Raw genomic sequence first — 24164 nt, 5'->3', positions numbered from 1 at the left:
GCTGTCAAGTAAAGCGAGGAGGCATCGATGGCCGCGCAGACGGGCGCCCGCCGACCGGCCGCGACCACGATGCTCGACCTGATCCGAGCGGGTGGCCGGCTGAGCAGGGTCGAGCTCGCCGCGCTCTCCGGGCACACCCCGCCGAGCGTGACCAAGGTGATCCGCGCCCTCGTCGAGGAGGGCCTGGTCCGCGAGGCCGGGCTCGAGCACCAGTCCCGGGGGACGCCGCGACGCCTGCTCGAGCTCGTCCCGGACGCCTGGTACGCCGTCGGCGTCCAGGTGGACCGCACCTCCAGCACCGTGGTCGTCATCGACTTCGCCGGCCGTCAGGTGGCCGGCGCAGGGCTGCGCGGATCCGGTGACGACGCCCCGCAGACGACCGTCGAGGGACTCGTCGACCACGTGGCCGACCTGCTCACCAGCGTCGGTGTGCCCCGCGAGCGCGTGCTGGGCGTCGGGCTGGTCACGCACGGCCCCCAGGACCGCGAGCGCGGCATGCTCCTGACGTCGCAGCCGACACCTGCCTGGCTCGGCTTCCCGCTGACCAGGACCCTCGGGGACGGGCTCGGCCTGCCGACGCTGCTGGAGAACGACGCGACCGCCGCCGCCATCGGGGAGCAGTGGGCCGGCGCGGTGCCGATCGACACCTTCGGCGTGCTGTACATGGCGACCGGAGTGGGCGGTGCGGTCGTCGTCGACAGCGAGCCGTACCGCGGACGCGCGTCCAACGCCGTCGAGATCGGCCATCTCAGCCTGGACCGGGGCGGCCGCCGCTGCGTGTGCGGACTGTCCGGCTGCGTGCAGGTCGAGGCCTCGCCGGTCGCGGTCGTCGAGGCAGCGATCGGCCGGGCCGGTGTCGCCGCACGCCTGGGGCTGCGCGGCGGGAGCGAGGAGACGCTGGCCGACTTCGAGCGCATCGCACGTGCAGCGCGCGACGGCGACGGCGCGGCCCGCGAGCTGCTGGAGCACTCGGCGGCCTGCCTGGGCGCCGCGGCGGTGACCCTGGCCAACCTCTTCGACCTCAGCACGTTCGTGCTCGCCGGGCCGGCGTTCAGCACCGCCGGGCCGCTGTACCGCGACACGGTCGAGGCCACGCTGCGGGCCGAGGCGCTCAGCCGCGACCTCGTGGCCGCCGAGGTGATCATCAGCTCGAACGTCAGCACCGCAGCCGCACTGGGCGGCGCCCTGCACGTGCTGCGCACCATGCCGCCGAGGCGCGTGCAGCACGCGCCCCTCACCGGGGAGGCGCGCACCCTCCCCACGACGACAGGAGCACCATGACCCCCGCCTCCGCCCCGGCCCCGCGCCCGACCTGGACCGTCCTGCGGCGCGACGGCGTCGGCGTCGTCGTCCGCCACCCCGCGCAGGGCCTACCGGCAGTGGTGCACTGGGGCGCCGACCTCGGCGAGCTCGACGACGCCACGTTGGCCGCGCTCGACCCGATCACCGAGCGGCAGACCGCCCCCGGCACGCTCGACGCCGCGTGGCGGCTGCCGCTCGTGCCGCAGGAGTCCGACGGGTGGGCGGGCCGCCCCGGGCTGCTCGCCGGCCGCGGCGGGCGCCCGCTCTTCCCGCGCTGGACCGTCGTCGACGTGGAGCGCCGCGGTGGGGCGGCCCTCCACGTCGTCGCCGAGGACGACGTCGCCCACCTGCGGCTCGCGCTCGGCATCGAGGTCGGCGCCGGCGGGCTGGTCCTGCTGCACCAGGAGCTGACGAACACGGCGGGACCCGACGCCGGCGTCGTCGACGTCACCCAGCTCGAGGCGACCCTGCCCGTCCCCCGGACCGCCGACCACCTCACGTCGTTCGGTGGTCGGTGGACGCGCGAGAAGTCCCCGCTGACCACCCTCATGCCGCGCGGCTCCACGACGCGCCAGTCGCGCCGCGGCCGCGGTGGGCACGACAGCCCGTGGGTCACGCTCGCCAGCGTGGGTGAGCCGCGCAACCGCTCCGGCGAGGTGTGGGCCGTGCACCTCGGCTGGAGCGCCGACGTCACGCACCGCACCGACCGCCTCACCGAGCACACCACCCTGATCGGTGCCGGCGAGCTGCTGCGCCCCTGCGAGATCCAGCTGGGCGCCGGTGAGACCTACACGGCGCCGGTCACCTACTTCGCCTGGTCGGCGAGCGGGCTGGACGGCGTCTCCGACCGGTTCCACACGTGGTTGCGCACCCGTCCGCAGCACCCGCGCACGCCGCGGCCGCTGGTCCTCAACACCTGGGAGGCCGTGTACTTCGACCACGACCCCGCGACGTCGGCCGAGCTCGCGCGGCGCGCCGCCGAGGTCGGGGTGCAGCGGTTCGTCCTCGACGACGGCTGGTTCTCCGGGCGGCGCGACGACACCACGTCGCTCGGCGACTGGACCGTCGACACGGACGTGTACCCCGACGGCCTCGAGCCGCTCGCCGACCTGGTGCACTCCCTGGGCATGCAGTTCGGCATCTGGTTCGAGCCGGAGATGGTCAACCTCGACTCCGAGCTCGCGCGGCGGCACCCCGGGTGGATCCTCGGCAACCCCGCCTCGGTGCCGTCCCCCGACGGCATCTCGTTCCGCACCCAGTACGTGCTGGACCTCGCCGAGCCGGCAGCGTGGGAGCACGTGCGGTCGCAGATGTCCGAGGTGGTGAGCCGGCTCGGCGTCGACTTCATCAAGTGGGACCACAACCGCGACCTCGTCGAGGCCGTGCACGACGGCACGCCCGGCACGCACCGGCAGACGCGTGCGGCCTACCGCCTCATCGCACGGCTCAAGGCCGACCACCCCGGCCTGGAGATCGAGTCGTGCTCCTCCGGCGGCGCGCGCACCGACCTGGGCATCCTGGAGCACACGGACCGCGTCTGGGCGTCGGACTCCAACGACCCGGTCGAGCGCCTGGACATCCAGCGCTGGACCGAGCTGGTGCTGCCCCCGGAGCTGATCGGCGCCCACGTCGGCCCCTCCCCCGCCCACTCCTCGGGCCGGATGACCGACCTGTCCTACCGGATCGCGACGTCGCTGCAGGGGTCGCCCGGGTTCGAGTGGGACATCCTGCAGTGCACCGCGGAGGAGACCGCGCAGATCGTCGAGCTCGGGCGGCTGTACCAGGAGCTGCGACCGCTGCTGCACACCGGCACCGTGGTGCACCCCGACATGCGCGACCCGGCGCTGCGGGTGCGCGGCGTCGTCGCGAAGGACCGGTCCGCAGCGGTGTTCACGGTCGCCACCGTGGCCTCCCTCGAGGAGGCGCAGTCCGAGCGCCTGCGCATCGACGGCCTCGACCCCGACCGGCGCTACACGGTCCGCGTGCTCGACGAGATCGGTGCGGGCAGGCGCGGCTGGGTGCACCCCGGCTGGATGGGCGCGGAGCGCGCGACCGTGCCGGGCCGTGTGCTGGCGGAGGTCGGTCTGCAGCTGCCGACGTTGTGGCCGGTGCAGGCGGTCGTGCTGCACCTCACGGCGGTGTGACCCGCCGCCGTACGCACTGCTGCGCTACGCAGGAGTCCCGGTCACCTGCCCGGCCGCCTGACCAGCGGCCCCCGGGGCGGACCGGCCGTGCGGCGCCGGCCGGCGCCCGCCACCAGGGCGACGAGGCCGGCGCCCACGGTCGTGCCGAGCAGCACCAGCAACGCGCCGACGAGCCAGAGCCCGGAGTCGTCCCGCGGCGCCTGGGTGGCCACCCACGCCGCCGTGAACGTCACGGCGACCGCGGCCACGGCGCGCCGGCCGCCGAGCGCCCGGACCGCGAGCACCGTCACGGCGACGAGGCTGACGACGCAGCCCACGACCTGCCACGCCTCGTAGGGCCCGGTCACGTCGCCGGTGACCGGGTCCGTCCGGTACTGCGTGTCCCACCCCAGCCAGGCGAACCAGCAGGCGGCGGTCAGGACCGCGACGAAGGCGTACCGGGCGGCGGTGCGCCCCGGCCCGGCGGCGGCGTGGTCCGGTGTCGTGGTCACGCCCGGAGTCTGGCAGACCGTCAGCCCTCGGGGCCGAGGTACGCCACGTCGCCGTCGGACGCGCGCAGCTCGACGCGCACGTCGGCGGCGGGGTCCGTCGCGCCCTCGACGCGCTGGCGCCCGTTCGACGTGATCTCCAGCGCGACGGGGTCGCCCGTCCCGTGGACCGTCACGTCACCGTCGGTGGCCTGCACCGTGACGTGGCCACGCACCTGCGCGACCAGCACGTCGCCGTCCCGGTGGCGCACCGTCAGCGCACCCCGCACGTCGCGCACCTCGACCTGCCCGTCGGAGGCCCGGACGTCGGCGTCGGCGGCCAGGTCGGCCAGGACGACGGCCCCGTCACGGCTGCGTACCGCGACGTCGCCGCCGGCCTCGGCGACGCGCACGTCCCCGTCGGAGAGCTCGACCGCCACACTCCCGCGCACGCCCTGCGCGGTCACGTCGCCGTCGCGACCGCGCACGTCGAGGTCGCCGCGGGCGCCCGCGACGTGGACGTCGCCGTCGGACGCGCGCACCTCGACGTCCGCGGCGGGCCCGGCCACGCGGACCTCGCCGTCGGTGGTGCGGACGACCACGTGCGTGCCCTCGGGGACCGTCGCCTCCAGCCCGGCGGAGCAGCTCGTCAGCCACACGCCCTCGCACTCGTGCCGCACGACCGTCCGCACGCCGTCCGACGTGACCTCGTACCGGGGCCCGGTCCACGCGAACCGCGCGACCCGCTCGACGCGCACGTCGTCCACCGCGGACACGGTGACGAGCACCTCGCCGTCGGCGACGAGCTCGACGACGTCCGTGGCCGCGAGCGTCGCCACGGCGGACGTGGTCCGAGCGAACATCGACGCGAGGACCTGCACGACGCCGAGCGCGAGCAGCAGCGCCGCGAGCACACCGCCCACCACGGTCAGGGCGCGACCACCGGCCGGGCGGCGCGCCGGTCCAGGCGGGGCGGCGCCCGGCGTCGTCGGCGGCGGGACGTGCGTGGGCTGTGCGGCGGTCACGGTCGTGCTCCGTTCGTCGGGCCGTCCTCGAGCCAGCGCAGCACCGCGAGGACGCGGCGGTGGTCGTCGGCGTCGGGCGGCAGGTCGAGCTTGGTGAGGATGGAGGTCACGTGCTTCTCGACGGCCGGCAGCCCGACGACGAGCCGCTCGGCGATCGCCGCGTTGGACCGGCCCTCGGCCATGAGCGCGATGACCTCGCGCTCGCGGGGCGAGAGCACGTCGGACAGGGTGCGCCGCGAGCGGGCGAGCACCTGCGCGACGACCTCGGGGTCGAGGGCCGTGCCGCCGGCGGCGACGCGGGCGAGGGCGGCGAGGAAGTCGTCGACGTCGGCCACCCGGTCCTTCAGGACGTACCCCAGCCCGCGCGCGTCGGCGGCGAACAGCTCACGGGCGTAGCGCTGCTCGACGTACTGCGACAGCACGAGCACGGGAAGCCGGGGGTGCAGGCCGCGCAGGTGCACGGCGGCGCGCAGACCCTCGTCGGTGTGCGTCGGGGGCATGCGGACGTCGGTGACGACCACGTCGGGCAGGTCGGCGGCGGGGTCACCGAGGTCGGCGACGAGCTCGTCCGCGGTGCGGTAGCCGGTGACGGTGTGCCCCTCGGCGGTGAGCAGACGGGTCAGCCCGTCGAGCAGGAGGACGGAGTCCTCGGCGATCACGATGCGCACGGCACCTCCACGGTGAGCACGGTGCCCCGCCCGGCGGGGCTGACGAGGTGGAACGTGCCGTCGAGGGCCTCGACGCGGCGGCGCAGGCCGTCCAGGCCGCCACCGGGCGCGGTGTGCGCGCCGCCGGCGCCGTCGTCCGCGACCTCGATGCGCAGCCGGTCGCCGTCGACCGCCGCGCGGACCGTGGCCCGCGTCGCGGTCGCGTGCTTGGCGAGGTTGGTCAGCGCCTCGGCGACCACGAAGTACGCGGCGGCCTGCGCCTGCGGCCCGACGCCGTCACCGACGCCCTGGGCGTCGACGTCGACGGGCACGGGGCAGCGGGCCGCGAGCGCGGACAGCGCGGCGTCCAGACCGCGGTCGGTGAGGACGGCGGGGTGGACGCCCCGGACGAGGTCGCGGAGCTCGGCCAGCACCTCCTTGACCTCGCCGTGCGCCGCGTCGATCGCGGCGACGGCCGCGGCGGGGTCCTGCGCGGCGGTCCGGCGTGCGACACCCAGCTCGACACCGAGTGCGACGAGGCGCTGCTGCGCGCCGTCGTGCAGGTCGCGCTCGATGCGGCGGCGCTCCTCGTCGGCGGCCACGACGGCGGCCGTGCGCGTCTCGCGCAGGTGCTCGGCGCGGTCCTCGGCGACGTCGGCCCGCTGCTCGGCGGCGCGTGCCGCACGCTCGGCCTCGGCACGCGAGCGACCTCCCAGCAGGGTGCGGGTCAGCCGGACCTGTGCGAGGTTCGTGAGCTGCACGACGAGCGCCGCGAGCCACAGCGCCACCACGGCCCCGGGGACGAGGAGCACGAGGTGCAGCGCGTTGACCCGCCCGGCGAACGGTGCGGCGGGCACGACGAGCGCGAACGCTGCCAGGCTGAAGGCGACGGACCCGGCCGTCCACGCCAGGAGGCACGTGAGCAGCGCGTGCGCGACCGCCGCCCACGAGCGGGCGTCGCGCAGCCACGGCCACCACGTGCGCGGGTGGTACGGCGCCCCGGGGCCGGGTGCGGGCGGCAGCACGACGACGCCCAGCTGGGCCCGCAGCCGCGCCCGCTCGCCCGCGCCGTACCCGCGGGCCAGGACCAGCGTGAGGACGAGCAGCGGCACGCCGACGACGAGCACCACCAGCCCGACCCCGAGCGCCACGCCGGTGACGAGCAGGACGGACGCCGCGAGGCTCACGGCCGCCGCCAGGACGATCTGCCCGGCGCCGGCCCAGGTGGCACCCGAGACGGGTGCCAGCCCGAGCGCGCGACCACCGGTGAGCATCGGCGCGACGACGCGCACGTCGTCGGCGAGCGGGGCCTCGTCCGGGAGCGGAGGCGCGGTGGCGGCCTCGATGGTTGTGCTCATGCGGACGACGGTAGGCGTCGCACGCGGGACGGCGCTGCGGTGCCCGCCCACGTCAGGGGGTAGGGCACGCCCTACCCCGCACCCGGGCGGGTGGCGCCGCCTCGTGGCGGCCGGGACGTGCCCGCACCAGCACGCGAACCGGCACCCGGCGACGCGCCTCCCCTCCCCTGCCGGGGCGGGTGCGGCGGTCGCCGGGTGCCGGTTCGCGTGCGGTGCGTCAGGCCGGCTGGAGCCGGAACATGCTCCAGGACGCCGGCGGGAGCTCCGCGCGCAGCGTCGTGCCGTCGACCGTGGCCGACGTGTGGGGCCGCGGCGCGACGCGGTCGGGCTCGTCCATCGTGTTGGCCGCGAACGGGTCGTCGTCGGCGAGCAGGACGGCCTCCGTGAGGGTCGCCGCACCGAAACCGCGCAGGTCGGTGGCGAAGGCGAGGGCCTCGGCGGGGTCGCGGTTGACCACGAACACGGTCAGCTCCCCCGTGTCGGCGTCGTGGGTGGCGACCGCGTCCAGGCCCGCGACCTCGCCGTGCTTGGCCGTGGTGAGGGTCGGCGCGTCCACCCGCAGGTCGAGCACCTGGCCCCGCGCGTGCCGTGCGGTGAGCGCGAACGGGTGGAAGATCGACTGGCGCCACGCCGGCCCGTCGGGCTCGGAGCGGATCGGGGCGATCGTGTTGACGAGCTGCGCCTGGCACGCGATCGCGACGCGGTCGCTGTGCCGCAGCAGCGTGATGAGCAGCGACCCGACGACCACGGCGTCGAGCAGCGTGTACGCGTCCTCGCTGAGCCGCGGCGCCTGCGTCCAGTCCGTCGGCAGCCCGGACTCGGTGAGCGCCTTGTTGTACCAGACGTTCCACTCGTCGAACGAGATCATGATCTTCTTCGACGACTTCAGGCGCGCGCCGACCGCGTCGGCCGTGGCGACGACCTCGCGGATGAACTTGTCCATGTCGACGGACGAGGCGAGGAAGCTGGCCCGGTCGTCGCCGTCGAGCTCGTAGTAGGCGTGGGCGGACACGTGGTCGACGAGCTCGTACGTGTGCTCGAGGACCGTGTCCTCCCAGGCGCCGAAGGTCGCCATCGCGCGGCCGGACGACCCGCAGGCGACGAGCTCGAGGTCGGGCTCGACCTGCCGCATCGCGCGCGCGGTCTCGGCGGCCAGGCGGCCGTACTCCTCGGCCGTCTTGTGGCCGAGCTGCCAGGGGCCGTCCATCTCGTTGCCGAGGCACCACGTGCGGATGGCGTGGGGCTCGGGCGCGCCGTGCTCGACGCGCAGGTCGGACAGCGCGGTGCCCTGCGGGTGGTTCGCGTACTCCAGGAGCTCGACGGCCTCGGCGATGCCGCGCGTCCCGAGGTTCACGGCCATGACGGGCTCGATGTCGGCCTTGCGGGCCCAGCGCATGAACTCGTTGAGGCCGAACGCGTTGGTCTCGATGGTCTTCCACGCCGGGTCGAGGCGCGTCGGTCGGTCCTCGACGGGTCCGACGCCGTCCTCCCACCGGTACCCGGACACGAAGTTGCCGCCCGGGTAGCGCACGGCCGTGACGCCCATCTCCCGCACCAGCTCCAGGACGTCGCCGCGCAGACCGTCCTCGTCCGCGGTCGGGTGCCCGGGCTCGTACAGCCCGCCGTAGACGCACCGACCCATGTGCTCGACGAACGACCCGAACACCCGGCGGTTGACGGGGGCCACGACGAAGGCGGGGTCGATCGACAGCTTGCCGCTCTGCATTGCTACTCCTGTGCTGGGGGGACGCCCGCGACGGGTCACGGGCGCGGGGTGGTGGCCACGGGCCCGGGCGCCGGGGTTGCCGGCGCCCGGGCTCACCGCGACTACTGGCCGATCTGGTTCTGCAGGTCCTTCTGCGCCTGCTCGAGGGCCTGCTGCGGCGCGACGCCGTTCTCGTAGACCTCGGTCAGGGTGGTGGTGGTGAACAGGTTGTTCAGCGTCGGCAGGTTCGGGTTCGCGAAGCCGTCGAAGTGGCCGATGCCGTCCTTGACCTCGTTGAGCACGTCGAACAGGTTCGTGCGGAAGTACTTGTTGAACTTGTTCTCCGGGTCCTTCGTGACGGCCTCGTCCTCCCACACCGACATGTTCACGGGGTCGAAGCCGAGGACCTCCCACACGGCGACGTTCGCCTCGGGCGAGAGCTTGGCGAACGCGAGCCACTCGGCCGCGAAGTCCTTCTTGGGCGAGGACTCGATGACGGCCGTGCCGGTGCCGCCGCCACCGATCGTGGCGACGTCGCTGCCCTCGACGACGGGCGCCGGGGCGATCGCGATGTCACCGGCGAGGTCGGGCATGTAGTCGACGAACCGCGACGTGTACCAGGCGGGGTACACCACGGCGGCGTAGTCGCCGCTGTTGATGACGCCGAACGCCTGCTCGTCGTCGGGGCTGCCGCCGGGGATCGTGGAGATCGCGCCCGCGTCGAGCATGGCCTTCTGCATCTCGAACGCCTTGACGACGTCGGGGTTGGCGACGTCGACGTCGCCGTTCTCGTCGAAGAAGTTGCCCCCGAGCTGCGCGACGATGAGCGGCTCGACGAAGTTCACGGTGGTGCTGGCGATGCCGAACGCCTTGCCGGTGGCCTCGTTGTACGTCGCCCCGGCCTCCGAGAAGTCGTCCCACGTCTCGATGGTCGTGTAGTCGATCCCGGCCTCCTCGAGGAGCGCCGCGTTGTAGAACGTCACGAACGCCCCGACGTGCATCGGGAAGCCGAGCACCTTCTCGGCGCGGGTGTAGAGGTCCAGCCGCGCCTGGACGATGTCGTCCTGGTAGGGCTCGGCGGCCTCGGACAGGTCCATGAGCGGGGTGCGGCCGTCCGCGGACACGAAGTTGCCGAACTTGTTGACCTCGATGTCGACGACGTCCGGCAGGCCGGAGCCCGCGTTGACCGCGAGCTGCAGCTTGTTGTGCATGTCCTGGTACGGGTAGACGGTCACGTCGAGGTCGACGGGCCGGTCGGGGTTCTGCTCGTTCCACTCGGCGGCCATCTGCTCGTAGTAGTCCGCGTGGAGCTCGGCGAACACCCACATGTCGAGCGAGGTGGCCTCACCGTCGGCGGGGGCCGCCGCGGGCTCGTCCGAGCCGCCGCTGCACGCCGAGAGCATGAGTGCGCCTGCCAGGCCGGCCGCAACGAGCGACAGGTACCTGCGTGGTCCAGCCATGGTTGTGACTCCGTTTCGTTGTGTGGTGCGGGTGGTGCGGGTGGGCGATCAGCCCTTGAGCGCCCCCGCCGTCATCCCGGCGACGAAGAATCGCTGGAAGCAGAGGAAGAGCACGAGGACGGGCAGGAGGGAGAAGAAGGACCCGATGATCAGCAGGTCGTAGTTGTTCCCGTACGGCGTCAGCAGGGTGTTCAGGCCGATCGGCAGCGTGAACTTCTCCGCCGAGCGCAGCACCAGCAGGGGCCACAGGAAGTTGTTCCACGTGACCATGCCGTTGAGGATCCCCATGGCGGCCAGCGCGGGCCGCGAGATGGGCAGGACGACCCGGAAGAAGATGCCGAACTCGGTGACGCCGTCGACGCGGCCCGCCTCGAGCAGCTCCTTGGGGATCCCCATGAAGTACTGCCGGAAGAAGAAGATGGTCACCGACGCCGCGAGGAACGGGATGACGATGACGCTGTACGAGTCCGCGAGCCCCAGGTCGTTCACCATGACGTACAGCGGCAGCATCATGATCTCGAACGGCACGGTCATGAGGAGCAGCACCGCGATGAACGCGGCCGTCTTCCCCTTGAAGTCGTACATCGCGAAGCCGTAGGCGACGAACGAGCTGACCAGGAGCGTGCCGGCCACCTGGACGAGCGTGAGGCCCACCGAGTTGGCGAACCACCGGAAGTACAGGCCCGAGTCGGTGAAGAGCATGACGTAGTTGTCGAACCGGAACGACGAGACGTCGACGTCGAGCCGCAGGCCGCTGCGCATGATCTCGCCGCCGTCCTGGAACGTGCCGACGAAGATCACGACGAGCGGCACCAGGACGATGAGCGCGATGACGACGAGGAAGACGCTCTGGATCGTCACGAACACCGCCCGGGGCAGCGGGTACTTGCGCCGACCCCCGGGGACGCCCGTCCCGTGCTCCGCCGAGGGGGCGGGCGTGGTCGTGGTGGTGGGCGCGCTCATCGGGACTCCTTCTTGAACGTGCCGGTGAGGGTGAGGTAGGTGAGGTTGATCGCCATGATCACGACGAGCAGGACCACCCCCACGGCGGACGCGTAGCCGAGGTCGTTCTCCTCGATGCCGCGGCGGTACAGGTAGCCGACGACCGTCAGACCCTGGTTGTTCGGGGAGCTGTTGCCGGCGTAGAGCATGAAGCTCTCGAGGAACATCGCCAGGCCGCCGTAGATGCTGATGGTCGTGACGTAGACCATGGTCGGCTTGATGTTCGGCAGGGTGATCGAGAAGAACTGCCGGAGCTTGCCGGCCCCGTCGATCGACGCCGCCTCGTAGAGCTCGTCGGGGATCGATTGCAGGCCGGACAGGAAGTACAGGATGTTGACGCCCGTGTACCGCCAGGTCGCCAGCGCCAGCAGCGCGACGAGGCCACCGAGGTCGGTGCGCAGCCACCGCACGGGGTCCGCGCCGAACCAGGCGATCACCTGGTTCACCAGACCCGTGCTCGTCTCGGCGAACATGAGCCGGAAGATGATGCCGGCGACGACGACGGACGTCAGCGCGGGGATGAACATCGACGCCTTGAAGAGGTTCTTCAGGCGGTCCGACCCGAGCCGCGCGTTGATGACGACCGCGAGCAGCAGCGGGACGGGGATGAGGATCACGAGCGTCAGCACCATGTAGCGGGCGCTGTTGTACATGGCCTGCCAGAAGATCCGGTCGCGCCACAGCCGCTCGAAGTTGTCGGTGCCGACGAACGACGCCTCGCCGAACATCACGCTCTGCGTGCTCATCACGAAGGTCCGCACGAGCGGCACGGCCCAGAACGCCAGGAGCGTGATGACGAACGGGGCGATGAAGAAGTACGGGGCCAGTCGCTGCGAGTACAGCAGCGCCTTGAGCCGGTGCCCGACCGGCGTGCCGGGTGACGCCGGTCGTTCCTGCAGCTGTGCCACTTCTGCTCCTCCTGCCTTCCAGGGAGGACCTCGCCGCTCGACACCTGTGTCGGGCTGGGCGTCCCACCCTGGATCGGACGTTTCACCACATGTGGCACGGTGCTCGTCGACTATGACGATATACACCGCTGACCTGGCGTTTTACGACGTCGTAACCGCCACGCCACTATTGCGCCCGCGGCAGACGTCTGTCAACCTCTCGGCATGAGAACGACGGGACGGCGGGGGCGGCCGGACGCAGGGGCGGACGCACGCGCGGCGGGTGCACGGGCACCCGGGAACGCACGGCAGCCGTCGTGAAGGTGACGATGCAGGACGTCGCCCGGCGCGCCGGCGTCTCCAACAAGACGGTCTCGAACGTCGTCAACGACCACCCCCACGTGCGCCCCGAGACGCGTGCACGCGTGCAGCGGGTCATCGCCGAGCTGGGCTACCGGCCCAACCTGTCGGCCCGCGGCCTGCGCTCCGGCAGGACCGGCGTCATCGGGCTCGCCGTGCCCCAGCTGCGGCAGCCGTACTTCGCCGAGCTCGCGGACGCGGTGATCGCCGCCGCGGAGCGGCGCGGCCTGGGGGTGATCGTGGGCCAGGCCGGGGCGGACCGTGACCACGAGACCGCCGTGCTGACGAACGGCCTGCGGCAGACCGACGGCATGCTCTTCAGCCCCGAGCACCTCGGCACCGAGGACCGCCACCTCCTCGACGACGTCACCTACCCGCTCGTCCTGCTCGGCGAGCGCATCTTCGGCGGGCCCGACGACCACGTCACCATGCACAACGTCGAGGGCGCCCGCGCGGCCGTCGAGCACCTCATCGGCCTCGGCCGGCGGCGCATCGCCGTCCTCGGCGCCCACCCCGACCGGCGCAGCGGGCAGATGCGCCCGTCGGACCTGCGCGTGCGGGGCTACCGCGAGGCGCTCGCCGTGGCCGGCCTGCCGGAGGACCCACGGCTCGAGTGCGCCGTCGCCCCCTGGCTCCCGCAGAACGGCGTCGACGCGACCCGGGAGCTGCTCGCGTCCGGGGTCGAGTTCGACGCCGTCTTCGCGCTCAACGACAGCCTCGCCATCGGTGCCCTGCGGGCGCTCGCCCGGGCCGGGCGCCGGGTGCCCGACGACGTGGCCGTCATCGGGTTCGACAACATCGGCGACGGCCGGTTCTCGACCCCGTCGCTGTCCAGCGTGGACCCGGGGCGGGAGGAGATCGCCGAGACGGCCGTCGCGATGCTCGTCGAGCGCATCGAGGCCGGGCCCCAGGACGTCCGCCCGCCCCGGCTCCACAAGGCCGCGTTCCACATCGTGGCCCGCGAGTCCACGGGCGGGCAGGACGACGAGGCCTGAGCCCCGCCCGGGCCTCGCCCACCCCGCGCCGCACGACGAGGGGCCGGCCCCGGGCGTGTGCCCGGAGCCGGCCCCTCACCCGTCGCGCATGGGGTCGCGACGGGAGCCGTCAGCCGATCAGCCGGCGGTGCAGGCAGCGCCGTTCAGCGTGAACGACGTCGGTGCGTTGTTGGTGCCGGAGTGCGACCCGTTGAAGCCGATGTCGACGGACGCGCCCGGTGCGAGCGAGCCGTTCCACGCGGCGTTGGTCGCGGTGACCGCCGTGCCGGACTGCGACCACGTCGCGCTCCAGCCCTGCTGGACCTGCTGGCCGTTGGCGAACGTGAACCGCAGGTTCCAGCTGCTGAGCGCGCTGGTCCCGTTGTTGGTCACGCGGACCGAGGCCGTGAAGCCGTTGTTCCAGCTGTTGGCGGTGTACCGCACGGTGCAGGCACCCGTGGGGTTCTGCGTGGGCGTCACCGACGGGGTCGGCGTGACCGACGGGGTCGGCGTCACCGACGGCGTCACGGAGGGCGTCGGGGTGACCGTGGGGGTCACCGTCGGCGTCGCCGTGGGCGTCGCGGTCGGCCCGGGGCCGGCGTCCTCGAAGAGGCGCGAGTAGTCCGACAGGGCACCGGCGATGGCCGTCTGCGCCCAGAAGCGGTGGTACTCGAACTGCGGGTCGGGCCCGCCGTTGAGCGCCGCCTGGACCTTCGCCCACTGCGGGTCGTCCTTGTAGAACGACCGGATGTCGAGGAACGACACCCCCGGCTCGATCTCGTCGCCGTTGGGCATGGTGCCCGACCAGCCGGAGGGGATGTACACGCCGTTGCCGCCGGGGGTGTACTCGTCGTCGAACCGCTGGTAGTCCTTGCGGGTCTCGACCGACGTGACGCCGAGCGAGTCCTGGTTGTTGTCCCAGATCGCGTCGAGCAGGTCCTTGGCGGTGTCACGCGCCTCGGTGTTGCCCGACTTGGCCGCGTAGAACAGCAGCGCCCGGGCGGTGTCGCCGGCGACGCCGACGTCCTGGCCGGAGCTCTTGAGCGTGACGGTCAGGCCGGAGTTGGAGCCCGGGTTGCTCGGGTTCCAGGTGTCGGGCTTGCCCGACCAGGTGAGCTCGGACGGGACCGACCAGTCGGCACCGTCGGTCTCGACGTGGTCGACGACCCAGGCCGCCCACTTGTCGAGGACCGTCTTGGCCTTCGCGTTGCCGGTCTCGTAGTAGAGCTCGGCGAGCCGCTGGACGCCCCACGCCTGCATGCCGAACCACTGGTTCGACGGCGGGTCGTTGTAGACGGGCGCCTCGGTGTAGGCCATGCCGTAGAACGTCGGCGTGCCGGCCGGCGGCTGCGCGTACGCACCGTCCCAGCTGTTGGTGGCCCCACCGGCGATCGGGCCGTTGGACGACTGCAGCCACTGGTACAGCTCGACCTGACGCTCGGCGGCCTTGGTCCAGTCCGCCTTGGCCGTCGCCGACTTCGGCGTCAGCTTCGGGTCGTTGGACAGCGCCCACGCCGCGAACGGGTTCTGGTAGCCGAAGTGCGCGTGCGACGAGCCGATGCGCCACGCCCAGCCGGAGCTGGTGTCGGTCGCACCGCCCCACGCCATGTACCAGGACAGCAGGTAGTGCGCGCTGTCCTTGCCGGTCCCGGCGGGGCAGCTCGGCGACGTGCAGCCGATCGTCTTGAAGTACTTGTCGAACAGCGTGTAGCGCAGGTAGTCGCCGAGCTTCGCGGCCTTGGTGACGACGGACGCGACGTCCGCGGCCTTGCCCTGCTCGGTCGCCCACTTGTTGGCCCAGTAGACGGCCTCGACGGCACGGGCGTCGGCGTCGGACGCCGACGTGTACTTCCACTGCTTGGCGTACGACGCGTCACCCGTGAACAGGTCCAGGTAGCCGTTCGGACCGCCGTACGTGAAGTCGTCGCAGGTGGGGTGGGGGACGGTCTCCCACACGGACTCCTGCGGGCCGCGCTGGAAGGTGTTGACGAGCGACATGCCCTCGTGGTCCGGGCCGAGCTGGCAGCCGGGGCCGGGTGCGGCACCGAAGCCGTAGATGTTGTCGACGTCGCCCAGCCAGTGCATCTGGTAGATGTCGTTGTTGCCGTAGGTCGCGCGGAGCTCGGCGGCGATCGGGTCCTTGCCGACGCTGCCGCTGCTGCCGATCTGCGACGGGTAGTTGCTCGGGTGGTTGTACTCCGAGGCGTAGCTGGCCGGGGCGTCGGCCTTGTAGAAGGAGTTCGTGGGCTGATCCGCCTGCTGGGGGATCATGTACGTCTCCATGTTGGTCCACGCCTCGTTCAGCGGGTCCCAGTCACCGGTGGCCTGCCCGTACAGGGCCTCGAGCCAGATCCAGTAGCTGTACGCCTCCGACGTGGTCATGTGCCCGTAGTCCGGGGCCTCGACCATGAGGGTCTCGACCGCGTGGTACGGGATGCCCTGCGGGCTGAAGTACCCGTTGGCGGGGTCCTTGATCTTCTCGTACTGCTCGAGGAACCGCTGCGCGTACTCGGAGTCGACCGCCACGGCAGCGGGGACCGCTGCCTGCGACGTCGAGCCGGAGAGCGCCTGGGCGGCCTGTATGCCGCCTGCGGCCACGAGCGTCGTGGCGGTCAGGACGGCCCAGGCCGCTCTGACGGCACGCCGTCGGGTGCTTGAGGACATCTTCCGTACCTTTCCTGGCGTCGACCACGCGCGGCCTCGGTGCCGGCGTGGAGCCTGTCGACGGCCTCGGAGCCGGCGACAGTCCTGCACGAAGGAACGGACCGGTCCGCGGTGCGCAGCGTCGCGCGCCCGCGGTGAGCGGTCTGGACGACGCTCACTCTCACCAGGTCCACAGGCACCGTCCAGGCCGCGAAACGCTTAGGGAGCCGCGGTCGTGGGAGCGCGACCAACCTGGTGGGCGCCGCGACGCACCCCGCGAACCCCGGCGCACGACGACGACCGGGACCCGGCCGCCGGCCGCGGGGCGGCACGGACGGCGGGTCCCGGTCGACGGGCTCCCCGGCGCGTCGATCAGGTCCAGCGGAACAGCCGGACGGCGACGGGCACGCCGACCAGCGCCCACACCGCCATGACCAGGAGCTGGGTGGTCGGGAACGGCTGCCCGACCCACCCCGCGGTCATCGCCTGCGTGGCCGCGCCGAGCGGCGTGTACCCCGCGATGTCCTGCACGAGGTCCGGCATCAGCGGCAGCGGCAGCCACACCCCGGCGAAGAACAGGCAGAGGAAGTAGAGCGTCATCCCCCACCCGTTGGCCGCCGCCGCCGTCGGGGCCCGGGCCGCCACGAGCGAGCCCAGCGCGAAGGCCGACAGCACCGCCAGCAGGAACGCCAGCAGGACGGTCGCCGGCTGCTCCGGCAGCGAGATGTCGAGCACCAGCACGCCCGAGGCGACCGCGAGCGCGGCGGCGAGGAGCAGTGCCGCGAGGTTGACGACCACCTGCGCCACCAGCAGGCGCGCAGGCCCGACCGGCGTGGTCGACAGCCGGCGCAGCACTCCGCGCTGGCGGTACGTCGCGATGATCGCCGGGAACGTGGAGACCGCGACGGTCGCGGCGGCCAGGCTCAGGACGATCGGGGTGTACCCCGTGATGGCGGTGATCGCGCCCAGGAGCGGGTCGCTGTCGTCGTAGGGCAGGTCCGCCCAGGGCATCACCAGGCCCAGCACCGTCAGCAGCACCGCCGGGAACAGCAGCGCGAAGAACAGCACGGACGGGTCGCGCACCATCAGGCGTGCCTCGACGGCGATCATGCGTGCCAGGGCACCGCCCGGCGCGCGGTGCGCGACGACGCCGGCGGTCGGGGCGAGCGCGCGGCGGCGCACGGCGGCGTCGGGCGTCGTGCCGGTGGCCGTGCTCGACGTCGGGCCGGGGGTCGGGGTCGTGGGGGTCGTCATGTCACACCTCCGCAGGAGCGGTCGTCGGGGTGGCCGCCGGCGTCGTCGGCGGCGTGGTCGTGGCGCCGGGGGTGCCGGTGCCGGTGAGGGAGACGAACGCGTCCTCGAGGGACGCACGCTCCAGACGGACGTCCTGCGCCCGGACGTCGTGCCGCGAGAGAGCGACCATGACGTCCTGCACGACCGTGCCGCCCCCGCGGACGACCAGCGCCCGGTCCTCGACGACCGCGTCGCGGACGCCCGGGACGCCGGCCACCGCCGCCAGGAGGACCGCGTCGGCGACCGGGGTGTGCGGCCGTACGCGCAGCACCTGCTCGCCCTGCGCCAGGGTGACGATCTCCGCCGGCGTGCCGACGGCCGCGACCTGGCCGGACGCGATGAGCGCGATCCGGTCGCACAGCCGCTCGGCCTCCTCCATGAGGTGGGTGACCAGGATGATCGTGACGCCCGCGTCGCGGATCGCCTCGACCACGGCCCACGTCTCGCGCCGGGCGTGGGGGTCCAGCCCGGTGGTGAGCTCGTCGAGGATCGCGAGCTCCGGACGCCCGACGAGCGCGAGGGCGACCGACAGCCGCTGCTTCTGACCGCCGGACAGGTCCTTGAAGGCGGTGTCCTTCTTGTCCGTCAGCCCCAGCAGGTCCAGGAGGTCCGCGGGGTCGGCGGGGTCGGGGTAGAACGACGCGTACAGGTCGAGCGCCTCGCGCACCCGCAGCCGGTCCGGCATCGCGGACTCCTGCAGCTGCAGGCCGACCCTCTCGTGCAGCGCCGCGGCCTGCGTCGTCGGGTCGAGACCGAGGACCTCGACCGTGCCGCCGTCGGGGCGCCGCAGGCCGGCGATCATCTCGACCGTCGTCGTCTTGCCGGCGCCGTTGCGCCCGAGGACGCCGTAGATCTCGCCGCGCTCGACGGTGAGGGACACGTCCCGCACGGCCAGGGTGGTGCCGTAGGACTTGCGCAGGTGCTCCGCGCGGACGACCGGGGTGGTGCTCATGCTGACCTCCGGGTGGGCGGTGGGCGCGCCGGGGACCGGCGCGTGGGTGCGGGGTGCCGCGGCCCCGGCGGGTGCCGGGTCCGTGGTGACGGGTGACGCGGGGTGACGCGGTGGGCGGTTACGGGTGCGGTGGCCGCAGCTGCGTGCGGCGGACGACGGCGGTGTAGGCCGCGGCGGTGAGGGCGACGACGAGCGCGGACCAGCCGAGCGCGGGCCACGGCGGGCCAGGGGCGGCGGCGGGCAGCGGGCCCCAGCCGCCGGACGCGCCGAGCAGGGCGAAGACCAGGAACACGGGGCCCACGGTGAGCGGCAGCGCGAGCGTGCCGCGCAGTCCGCCCCAGCGCTGGTAGGCGGCCCCGACGAGCAGGGCGGAGACGTTCCCGACGACGCAGCACACGACGAGCTCGGCGAGCAGCAGGCCGAGGGGTGAGGACTCGTCGGCGAGGAAGCCGTCGGTCACCCGCCAGCCCCGGCCGAGGGCCGTGTGGATGCCGCGCTCGACGACCGCGAGCACGGTGAGCACGACGCCGTAGGCCGCGCCCGTGCCGACCCCGACGAGCACCGTCGCCCGCGCGAACGTCCTGCGCGTCATGCCGGCGGCGACGTGCAGCCGCAGGTAGAGCGCGACGAGGGCGATGGCCTGGGAGAACGGGAACCAGATGGCCGCGTGCCGCGCGTAGAGCACGACGGACGCGTCGTCGACGCCCAGCAGCCGGTCGACCAGGACGCTCGCGACCACGACGACCGGCACCGAGCACACCCAGAACCAGACGAGCAGCGTGAGGTTGGCGGCGGCGAGCCGGGTGACGGTGTGCCGCAGCGGGCCGGTGCGGCCCGCCGGTGCGGCGGTGGCGGTGGCGGTCATCGTCGCCTCCTCTCTCGTGGTCGGGGTGTCCGGTGGTCGGGGGTCGGGTGGTCGGTCGTCAGGGCGCCGGGGCGAGCTGCAGCCGCCGCACGAGGGCGGCGAAGACCGCCGCCATCACCGCGGCCAGGACGACGCCCACGCCGACCGCCAGGGCCAGGTGGCCCGCCGCGGTCGTGGTCCAGACGCCCGGCAGGTCGACGAACCGGACGCCGGGGATGTAGAGCAGCAGCACGAGCGGACCCACGGTCAGCGGGAGCGTGAGCGTGCCGGCCCAGGCGCCGAACCGCTGGTAGACGGCTCCGACGAGCAGCCCGGACAGGTTCGCGACGACGCAGGTCACGGACATCTCGAGCAGCATCGCCCCGGCGGATGCGTACTCGTCGGCGAGCTGGACCTCGGTGATCACCGCCCCCCAGCCCAGGGCGTCGTGGACGGCCCGCTCCAGCAGCACGAGGGCCGTGAAGACGGCCGCGTACCCGACACCGGCGGCCACCTCGACGAGCAGCGCGGCCCGGACGAACGTCCGGCGCGTCATGCCCGACGCGATGTGCACCCGCAGGTAGGCGGCGACCAGCATGATGCCGAGCGAGAACGGGAACCAGGTCGCCGCCTGCCGGGCGTAGACCATGATCGACACGTCGACGCTGCCGGCGACCCGCCAGGCGACGAGGGTGGCGGTCACGGCCGCCACGACCGCGATCGCCCAGAAGATCCAGGCCATGGTCGCCAGCGCCGCGCCCAGCCGGCGCGCGGTGTGCGCCGTGGGCGACGGGCGTGCGGCGACGGTCGTCGTCATCGGTCCACCCCCTGCGCGTGCGCCGCCGCGCCGCCGGTGCGGACCGGGTCGGTGAGGTGGACGAACAGGTCCTGCAGCGGGACCGGGCCCAGCTCGAGCCCGGCCTCCCGTGCGCGGCGCGCGTCGCCCTCCACGAGCGCGCCGCGCACGGTGGTCTGGGTGGTGCCGCCGAGGCGCTGCGTGGCGAGCACGTCCCGCCCCGCGACGAAGTCCGCGACGGCGGCCGTGGGGCCGGTGACCGAGACGCCCTCGGCGCGCAGGGACTCGGCGTCCTGGGCGATGAGGACGCGGCCGCGGTCGAGCACCACGACGTCCTCGAGCAGCCGCTCGACCTCGTCGATCAGGTGGCTCGACAGCACGACGGTGCGCGGGTGCTCGGCGTAGTCGGCGAGCAGCGCGTCGTAGAACGCGTACCGGCTGGGCGCGTCGAGACCCAGGTGGACCTCGTCGAGGATGGTCAGCGGGGCGCGCGAGGCCAGCCCGACGACGATCCCGAACGCCGACTTCTTGCCGCGCGACAGCTTGGACGGCTTGCGCTTCAGGTCGAGCTCGAACAGCTCGAGCAGCTCGCCGGCCAGCTCGTGCGAGAAGTGCGGGCGGGCACCCGAGAGGTAGGCGACGTTGTCCTTGAGGGAGTAGTCGTCGAGCACGTCGCCGGACTCGCGGACGAAGCACACCCCCGGCGCGACCCGCTCGTTCTCCCACGGGTCCTCACCGTCGACGAGCACGCGACCCGCGGTCGGGCGGCGGAAGGCGGCGAGCAGGGAGCCGAGCGTCGACTTGCCGGAGCCGTTGCGGCCGAGCAGGCCGGTGATGGTGCCGGGGCGGACGGTCAACGCGACGTCGTCGAGCGCGACGACGTCGCCGTAGCGCTGCGTGACGCCGTGCAGCTCGACGCCCCAGCCGGTGGTCGTCGCGGTCATCGGGGCTCTCCCTGGGGTGCGGGTGCGGCAGTGCGGGCGCGGAGGCGGGCGACGACGTCCTCGACGTCGATGCCCAGGACGCGGGCCGCGTCGGCCACCGGGTCGACGCTGTCGGCGAAGAACGACTCGCGGGCGTCGGCGAGCAGGCGCTCGCGGGCGCCCGGGGCGACGAACATGCCGACGCCGCGCCGCTTGTAGAGCACGCCCTCGTCGACCAGCTGCGCGAAGGCCTTGGCGGCCGTCGCGGGGTTGATGCGGAACGTCGTCGCGTACTGCGTCGTGGACATGACCTGCTCCTCGGCGGCCAGGGCACCCGAGAGCACGTCCTGGCGGATCTGGTCGGCGATCTGCAGGTACACGGGGTCGCGGCCGTCGAACACGGTCACCCCTTCCTGCTGGTTCTGTGGTTCATTACTCGACTAATGAACCACAGAACCGTGCGGACCACAAGGCCCGGATCCGCGCGTGCGAAGCGTTTCGACGTCGACCGGGGCGTGTACGGCCCCGCGCGGGCGGGGTTACGTTCGCCGACGTCACGTTGTGATCGTTCACACCACCTCGACGGAGAGGTCCCGACGATGCCCCAGCAGCCCGACCCGCACGCAGGCGGCGACCCACGCGCACCGCTCACCCGCCGACGCCTCCTCCAGCTCGCGGGCGTCGCGGGACTCGTCGCCGCGGCCGGGCCGCACCTCGGCCCCCTCCCCCGCGCGCTGGCCGCCGAGACGCCGCTGGCCCGCGCGGAGATCGGCACCCGGGCGCGGCCGTTCGAGCTCGGCCAGGTGCGCCTGGCCGCGAGCCGCTGGACCCAGAACCAGGACCGCACGCTCGCGTACCTCCGCAGCGTCGACGTCGACCGGCTGCTCTACAACTTCCGCGCCAACCACCGGCTGTCCACGCAGGGCGCCCAGGCGCTCGGCGGCTGGGAGGCCCCGAGCTTCCCGTTCCGCACCCACAGCCAGGGCCACTTCCTCACGGCCTGGGCCCAGGCGTGGGCCGTGCTCGGCGACACGACGTGCCGCGACAAGGCCACCACCATGGTCGCGGAGCTGGCGAAGTGCCAGGCCAACAACGGCGCCGCCGGGTTCACCCCGGGCTACCTGTCCGGCTTCCCCGAGTCCGACTTCAACGCCGTCGAGACCGGCAGCGGCAACGTCTCGTACTACGCGATCCACAAGACGCTCGCCGGCCTGCTGGACGTCTGGCGGCTGCTGGGCAGCACGCAGGCGCGCGACGTCCTGCTGCGGTTCGCGGCCTGGGTGGACGCCCGCACCGGCCGGCTGTCGCAGTCGCAGATGCAGACCGCCCTGCGGGTGGAGTTCGGCGGCATGAACGCGGTCTTCGCCGACCTCTACCTCCTGACGGACGACCGGCGCTGGCTCACCGTGGCGCAGCGCTTCGACCACGCCGCGTCGTTCGACCCGCTCGCCGCCAACCGCGACCAGCTGAACGGGTCGCACGCCAACACGCAGGTGCCCAAGTGGGTGGGGGCGGCACGCGAGTACAAGTCCACCGGCACGACCCGCTACCGGGACATCGCCCGCAACGCCTGGGCGATCACCGTCGGGGCGCACACGTACGCCATCGGCGGCAACAGCGAGGCCGAGCACTTCCGGCCCCCGAACGCGATCTCAACGTACCTCGACAACGACACGGCCGAGCAGTGCAACACGTACAACATGCTCAAGCTCACGCGCGAGCTGTGGACGCTCGACCCCGACGACGCGCGCTACTTCGACTACTACGAGCGGGCTCTGCTCAACCACCTGCTCGGCGGGCAGAACCCGTCCGACCCGATGGGCGGCTTCTCGTACTTCACGCCGCTGCGTCCCGGCGGCCGGCGCGGCACGCCGTCCACCGGCCCGGCCTGGGGCGGCGGCACGTTCTCCACGCCCTACTCGACGTTCTGGTGCTGCCAGGGCACCGGGATCGAGACCAACACCAAGCTCATGGACTCGATCTACTTCTTCGAGGGCACGACGCTGACGGTCAACCTGTTCATGCCGTCGACCCTGACGTGGTCCGCCCGCAACGTGACGGTCACGCAGGCGACGACGTACCCCGTCGGGGACACCACGACGCTGACCATCGGCGGGAGCCCGTCGGGGTCCTGGACGGTCCGGGTGCGCATCCCGTCCTGGGCCACGGGGGCCTCGCTGACCCTGAACGGTGCGGCGCTGGCCGTCGCGGCCGCCCCGGGGTCGTACGCGTCGGTCACCCGCACCTGGGCGGCGGGCGACGCGCTCGGCGTCCGGCTGCCGATGACCTTGCGGGTCGAGCCGACGAACGACGACCCCGGCGTGGGCGCGGTCTTCTTCGGTCCCACCGTGCTGTCCGGCAACTACGGCGACCGCACGCTGTCCGGGCCGCCGGCGCTCGACGTCGCGTCCGTCACCCGCACCAGCGCCACCGCGCTGGCGTTCACCGCGAGGGCCGACGGCCAGGACGTCGCGCTCGGCCCGTTCTACGACGCGCACGGCCACAACTACACGGTCTACTGGCGCACGAACGGGTCCGGCGGCACCCCCGCGGGCGGGTCCGGCCCGTACCGCCTGGTCAACGCGGCCAGCGGCCTGGTGCTCGGCATCGCCTCGATGTCCACGGCCGACGGCGGCCTGGCGCTGCAGTGGTCCGACAACGGGTCCGCCGACCACGACTGGGTGCTCGTGCCCGACGGCGACGGCCTCACGCTGCGCAACGTGCACAGCGGCAAGGTGCTGGGCGTCGAGAACATGTCGACCGCCGACGGTGCGCGCGTCCTGCAGTGGGGCGACACGGGCACGGCCGACCACCGCTGGACGCTGCTCGACGCGGGCGACGGCACGCACCGCGTCCGCAACGCGCACACGTCGCGCCTGCTGGGCCTGGCCGGCAACAGCACCGCGCAGGGCGCCCAGGCCGTCATGACGGGCGACGACGGCACCACCGACAACCGCTGGCGCGTCGTGCCCACCGGCGCGCGCCGCATCCAGAACCGGAACAGCGGCCTGGTGCTGGGCGTCACGGACATGTCCACGGCCGACGGTGCGCGCGTGCTGCAGTGGGGCGACACGGGCACGGCGGACCACCTGTGGACGGCCGTGCTGGGCGGCGACGGTCTGCTGCGCGTGCGCAACCAGCACACGGGCAAGGTGCTGGCCGTCGACGGCACGGGCAACGGCGGGCGTGCGGTGTCGACCACCGACACGGGCGCGAGCACGCAGCGGTGGCGCCTGCGGTACGGCTCCGGCGGGTACTTCCGGCTGCAGAGCGCGACCGGCCGGGTGCTCGGCGTCGACGCCATGTCGACGACCCAGGGCGCCGCGGTGCTGATCTGGGACGACACCGGCACCGCCGACCACCTGTGGCGGTTCGTCTGACG

The 24164-nt window shown here is 73.2% G+C and carries 19 protein-coding genes; 4 read left to right on the top strand and 15 right to left on the bottom strand.

Annotation, left to right across the window (positions count from 1 at the left end):
• Positions 1-27: 27 nt before the first annotated feature.
• The gene (locus BMZ16_RS02445) at positions 28-1281 is read left to right on the top strand and encodes an ROK family transcriptional regulator (RefSeq protein WP_089798002.1); all 1254 of its coding nucleotides are present in this window, start codon (positions 28-30) and stop codon (positions 1279-1281) included.
• Positions 1278-3446, top strand: a complete 2169-nt coding sequence (locus BMZ16_RS02440; RefSeq protein ID WP_089798001.1) for an alpha-galactosidase — start codon at positions 1278-1280, stop codon at positions 3444-3446. The genes BMZ16_RS02445 and BMZ16_RS02440 overlap by 4 nt, the downstream gene beginning before the upstream one ends.
• A 41-nt stretch (positions 3447-3487) precedes the next feature.
• Here the strand turns inward: BMZ16_RS02440 and BMZ16_RS02435 are convergent, their stop codons facing one another.
• The 8 genes from BMZ16_RS02435 to BMZ16_RS02400 all read right to left on the bottom strand — a co-directional run bounded on the left by BMZ16_RS02435 (position 3488) and on the right by BMZ16_RS02400 (position 12018).
• Positions 3488-3937 (bottom strand): hypothetical protein, encoded by a 450-nt coding sequence (locus tag BMZ16_RS02435; RefSeq protein ID WP_089798000.1) that lies wholly within the window; start codon positions 3935-3937, stop codon positions 3488-3490.
• Between the two features lie 20 nt (positions 3938-3957).
• On the bottom strand, positions 3958-4938 hold the full coding sequence (locus BMZ16_RS02430; RefSeq protein WP_089797999.1) for a DUF4097 family beta strand repeat-containing protein: 981 nt from the start codon (positions 4936-4938) through the stop codon (positions 3958-3960).
• On the bottom strand, positions 4935-5606 hold the full coding sequence (locus BMZ16_RS02425; protein ID WP_089797998.1) for a response regulator transcription factor: 672 nt from the start codon (positions 5604-5606) through the stop codon (positions 4935-4937). The genes BMZ16_RS02430 and BMZ16_RS02425 overlap by 4 nt, the downstream gene beginning before the upstream one ends.
• A complete protein-coding gene (locus BMZ16_RS02420) occupies positions 5594-6943 on the bottom strand; it encodes a sensor histidine kinase (protein ID WP_089797997.1) in 1350 nt (449 codons plus the stop codon). The genes BMZ16_RS02425 and BMZ16_RS02420 overlap by 13 nt, the downstream gene beginning before the upstream one ends.
• A gap of 217 nt (positions 6944-7160) precedes the next feature.
• The gene (locus tag BMZ16_RS02415) at positions 7161-8669 is read right to left on the bottom strand and encodes an arabinosylfuranosidase ArfA (protein WP_089797996.1); all 1509 of its coding nucleotides are present in this window, start codon (positions 8667-8669) and stop codon (positions 7161-7163) included.
• A gap of 101 nt (positions 8670-8770) precedes the next feature.
• Positions 8771-10108: an ABC transporter substrate-binding protein gene (locus BMZ16_RS02410; protein ID WP_089797995.1), complete on the bottom strand. Its 1338-nt coding sequence runs from the start codon at positions 10106-10108 to the stop codon at positions 8771-8773.
• A gap of 48 nt (positions 10109-10156) precedes the next feature.
• Positions 10157-11071: a carbohydrate ABC transporter permease gene (locus BMZ16_RS02405; protein ID WP_089797994.1), complete on the bottom strand. Its 915-nt coding sequence runs from the start codon at positions 11069-11071 to the stop codon at positions 10157-10159.
• Positions 11068-12018: a carbohydrate ABC transporter permease gene (locus tag BMZ16_RS02400; RefSeq protein WP_255366308.1), complete on the bottom strand. Its 951-nt coding sequence runs from the start codon at positions 12016-12018 to the stop codon at positions 11068-11070. The genes BMZ16_RS02405 and BMZ16_RS02400 overlap by 4 nt, the downstream gene beginning before the upstream one ends.
• A gap of 296 nt (positions 12019-12314) precedes the next feature.
• On the opposite strand from BMZ16_RS02400, the gene BMZ16_RS02395 reads away from it, so the two are divergent.
• Complete coding sequence (locus tag BMZ16_RS02395) at positions 12315-13352, top strand: LacI family DNA-binding transcriptional regulator (protein WP_177199564.1); 1038 nt, start codon at positions 12315-12317, stop codon at positions 13350-13352.
• Between the two features lie 117 nt (positions 13353-13469).
• On the opposite strand, the gene BMZ16_RS02390 is transcribed toward BMZ16_RS02395, so the two are convergent.
• From BMZ16_RS02390 to BMZ16_RS02360, 7 genes are all read right to left on the bottom strand, one after another.
• Positions 13470-15995, bottom strand: a complete 2526-nt coding sequence (locus BMZ16_RS02390; protein WP_089797993.1) for a glycoside hydrolase family 48 protein — start codon at positions 15993-15995, stop codon at positions 13470-13472.
• Between the two features lie 351 nt (positions 15996-16346).
• Positions 16347-17228: an ABC transporter permease gene (locus BMZ16_RS02385; RefSeq protein WP_089797992.1), complete on the bottom strand. Its 882-nt coding sequence runs from the start codon at positions 17226-17228 to the stop codon at positions 16347-16349.
• Position 17229: 1 nt separating this feature from the next.
• Positions 17230-18219 (bottom strand): ABC transporter ATP-binding protein, encoded by a 990-nt coding sequence (locus BMZ16_RS02380; RefSeq protein ID WP_255366307.1) that lies wholly within the window; start codon positions 18217-18219, stop codon positions 17230-17232.
• Between the two features lie 118 nt (positions 18220-18337).
• A complete protein-coding gene (locus tag BMZ16_RS02375) occupies positions 18338-19084 on the bottom strand; it encodes a hypothetical protein (RefSeq protein WP_089797991.1) in 747 nt (248 codons plus the stop codon).
• A gap of 58 nt (positions 19085-19142) precedes the next feature.
• Positions 19143-19880 carry a hypothetical protein gene (locus tag BMZ16_RS02370; protein WP_089797990.1) on the bottom strand — a complete coding sequence of 246 codons (738 nt, stop codon included), beginning with the start codon at positions 19878-19880 and terminating at the stop codon, positions 19143-19145.
• Positions 19877-20803 (bottom strand): ATP-binding cassette domain-containing protein, encoded by a 927-nt coding sequence (locus tag BMZ16_RS02365; protein ID WP_089797989.1) that lies wholly within the window; start codon positions 20801-20803, stop codon positions 19877-19879. Before BMZ16_RS02365 ends, BMZ16_RS02370 begins: the two co-directional genes overlap by 4 nt.
• The gene (locus BMZ16_RS02360; RefSeq protein ID WP_089798666.1) at positions 20800-21183 is read right to left on the bottom strand and encodes a GntR family transcriptional regulator; all 384 of its coding nucleotides are present in this window, start codon (positions 21181-21183) and stop codon (positions 20800-20802) included. The genes BMZ16_RS02365 and BMZ16_RS02360 overlap by 4 nt, the downstream gene beginning before the upstream one ends.
• A gap of 198 nt (positions 21184-21381) precedes the next feature.
• On the opposite strand from BMZ16_RS02360, the gene BMZ16_RS02355 reads away from it, so the two are divergent.
• A complete protein-coding gene (locus BMZ16_RS02355) occupies positions 21382-24162 on the top strand; it encodes a beta-L-arabinofuranosidase domain-containing protein (RefSeq protein ID WP_089797988.1) in 2781 nt (926 codons plus the stop codon).
• The last annotated feature ends 2 nt before the right edge of the window (positions 24163-24164 follow it).

The sequence above is a fragment of the Cellulomonas sp. KH9 genome, from assembly GCF_900114185.1.
In the GTDB taxonomy this organism is placed as follows: Bacteria; Actinomycetota; Actinomycetes; order Actinomycetales; family Cellulomonadaceae; genus Cellulomonas.
Note: the sequence above shows the minus strand (reverse complement) of the source record. Positions and strands in the feature narration are given on the sequence as shown.

What these genes read in the sequence shown, in the direction of transcription:
- BMZ16_RS02445 (WP_089798002.1), top strand. Translation starts at nt 28, where the DNA reads ATGGCCGCGCAGACGGGCGCCCGCCGACCGGCCGCGACCACGATGCTC.
- BMZ16_RS02440 (WP_089798001.1), top strand. Translation starts at nt 1,278, where the DNA reads ATGACCCCCGCCTCCGCCCCGGCCCCGCGCCCGACCTGGACCGTCCTG.
- BMZ16_RS02420 (WP_089797997.1), bottom strand. Translation starts at nt 6,943, where the DNA reads ATGAGCACAACCATCGAGGCCGCCACCGCGCCTCCGCTCCCGGACGAG.
- BMZ16_RS02415 (WP_089797996.1), bottom strand. Translation starts at nt 8,669, where the DNA reads ATGCAGAGCGGCAAGCTGTCGATCGACCCCGCCTTCGTCGTGGCCCCC.
- BMZ16_RS02410 (WP_089797995.1), bottom strand. Translation starts at nt 10,108, where the DNA reads ATGGCTGGACCACGCAGGTACCTGTCGCTCGTTGCGGCCGGCCTGGCA.
- BMZ16_RS02405 (WP_089797994.1), bottom strand. Translation starts at nt 11,071, where the DNA reads ATGAGCGCGCCCACCACCACGACCACGCCCGCCCCCTCGGCGGAGCAC.
- BMZ16_RS02390 (WP_089797993.1), bottom strand. Translation starts at nt 15,995, where the DNA reads ATGTCCTCAAGCACCCGACGGCGTGCCGTCAGAGCGGCCTGGGCCGTC.
- BMZ16_RS02385 (WP_089797992.1), bottom strand. Translation starts at nt 17,228, where the DNA reads ATGACGACCCCCACGACCCCGACCCCCGGCCCGACGTCGAGCACGGCC.
- BMZ16_RS02380 (WP_255366307.1), bottom strand. Translation starts at nt 18,219, where the DNA reads ATGAGCACCACCCCGGTCGTCCGCGCGGAGCACCTGCGCAAGTCCTAC.
- BMZ16_RS02375 (WP_089797991.1), bottom strand. Translation starts at nt 19,084, where the DNA reads ATGACCGCCACCGCCACCGCCGCACCGGCGGGCCGCACCGGCCCGCTG.
- BMZ16_RS02370 (WP_089797990.1), bottom strand. Translation starts at nt 19,880, where the DNA reads ATGACGACGACCGTCGCCGCACGCCCGTCGCCCACGGCGCACACCGCG.
- BMZ16_RS02365 (WP_089797989.1), bottom strand. Translation starts at nt 20,803, where the DNA reads ATGACCGCGACGACCACCGGCTGGGGCGTCGAGCTGCACGGCGTCACG.
- BMZ16_RS02355 (WP_089797988.1), top strand. Translation starts at nt 21,382, where the DNA reads ATGCCCCAGCAGCCCGACCCGCACGCAGGCGGCGACCCACGCGCACCG.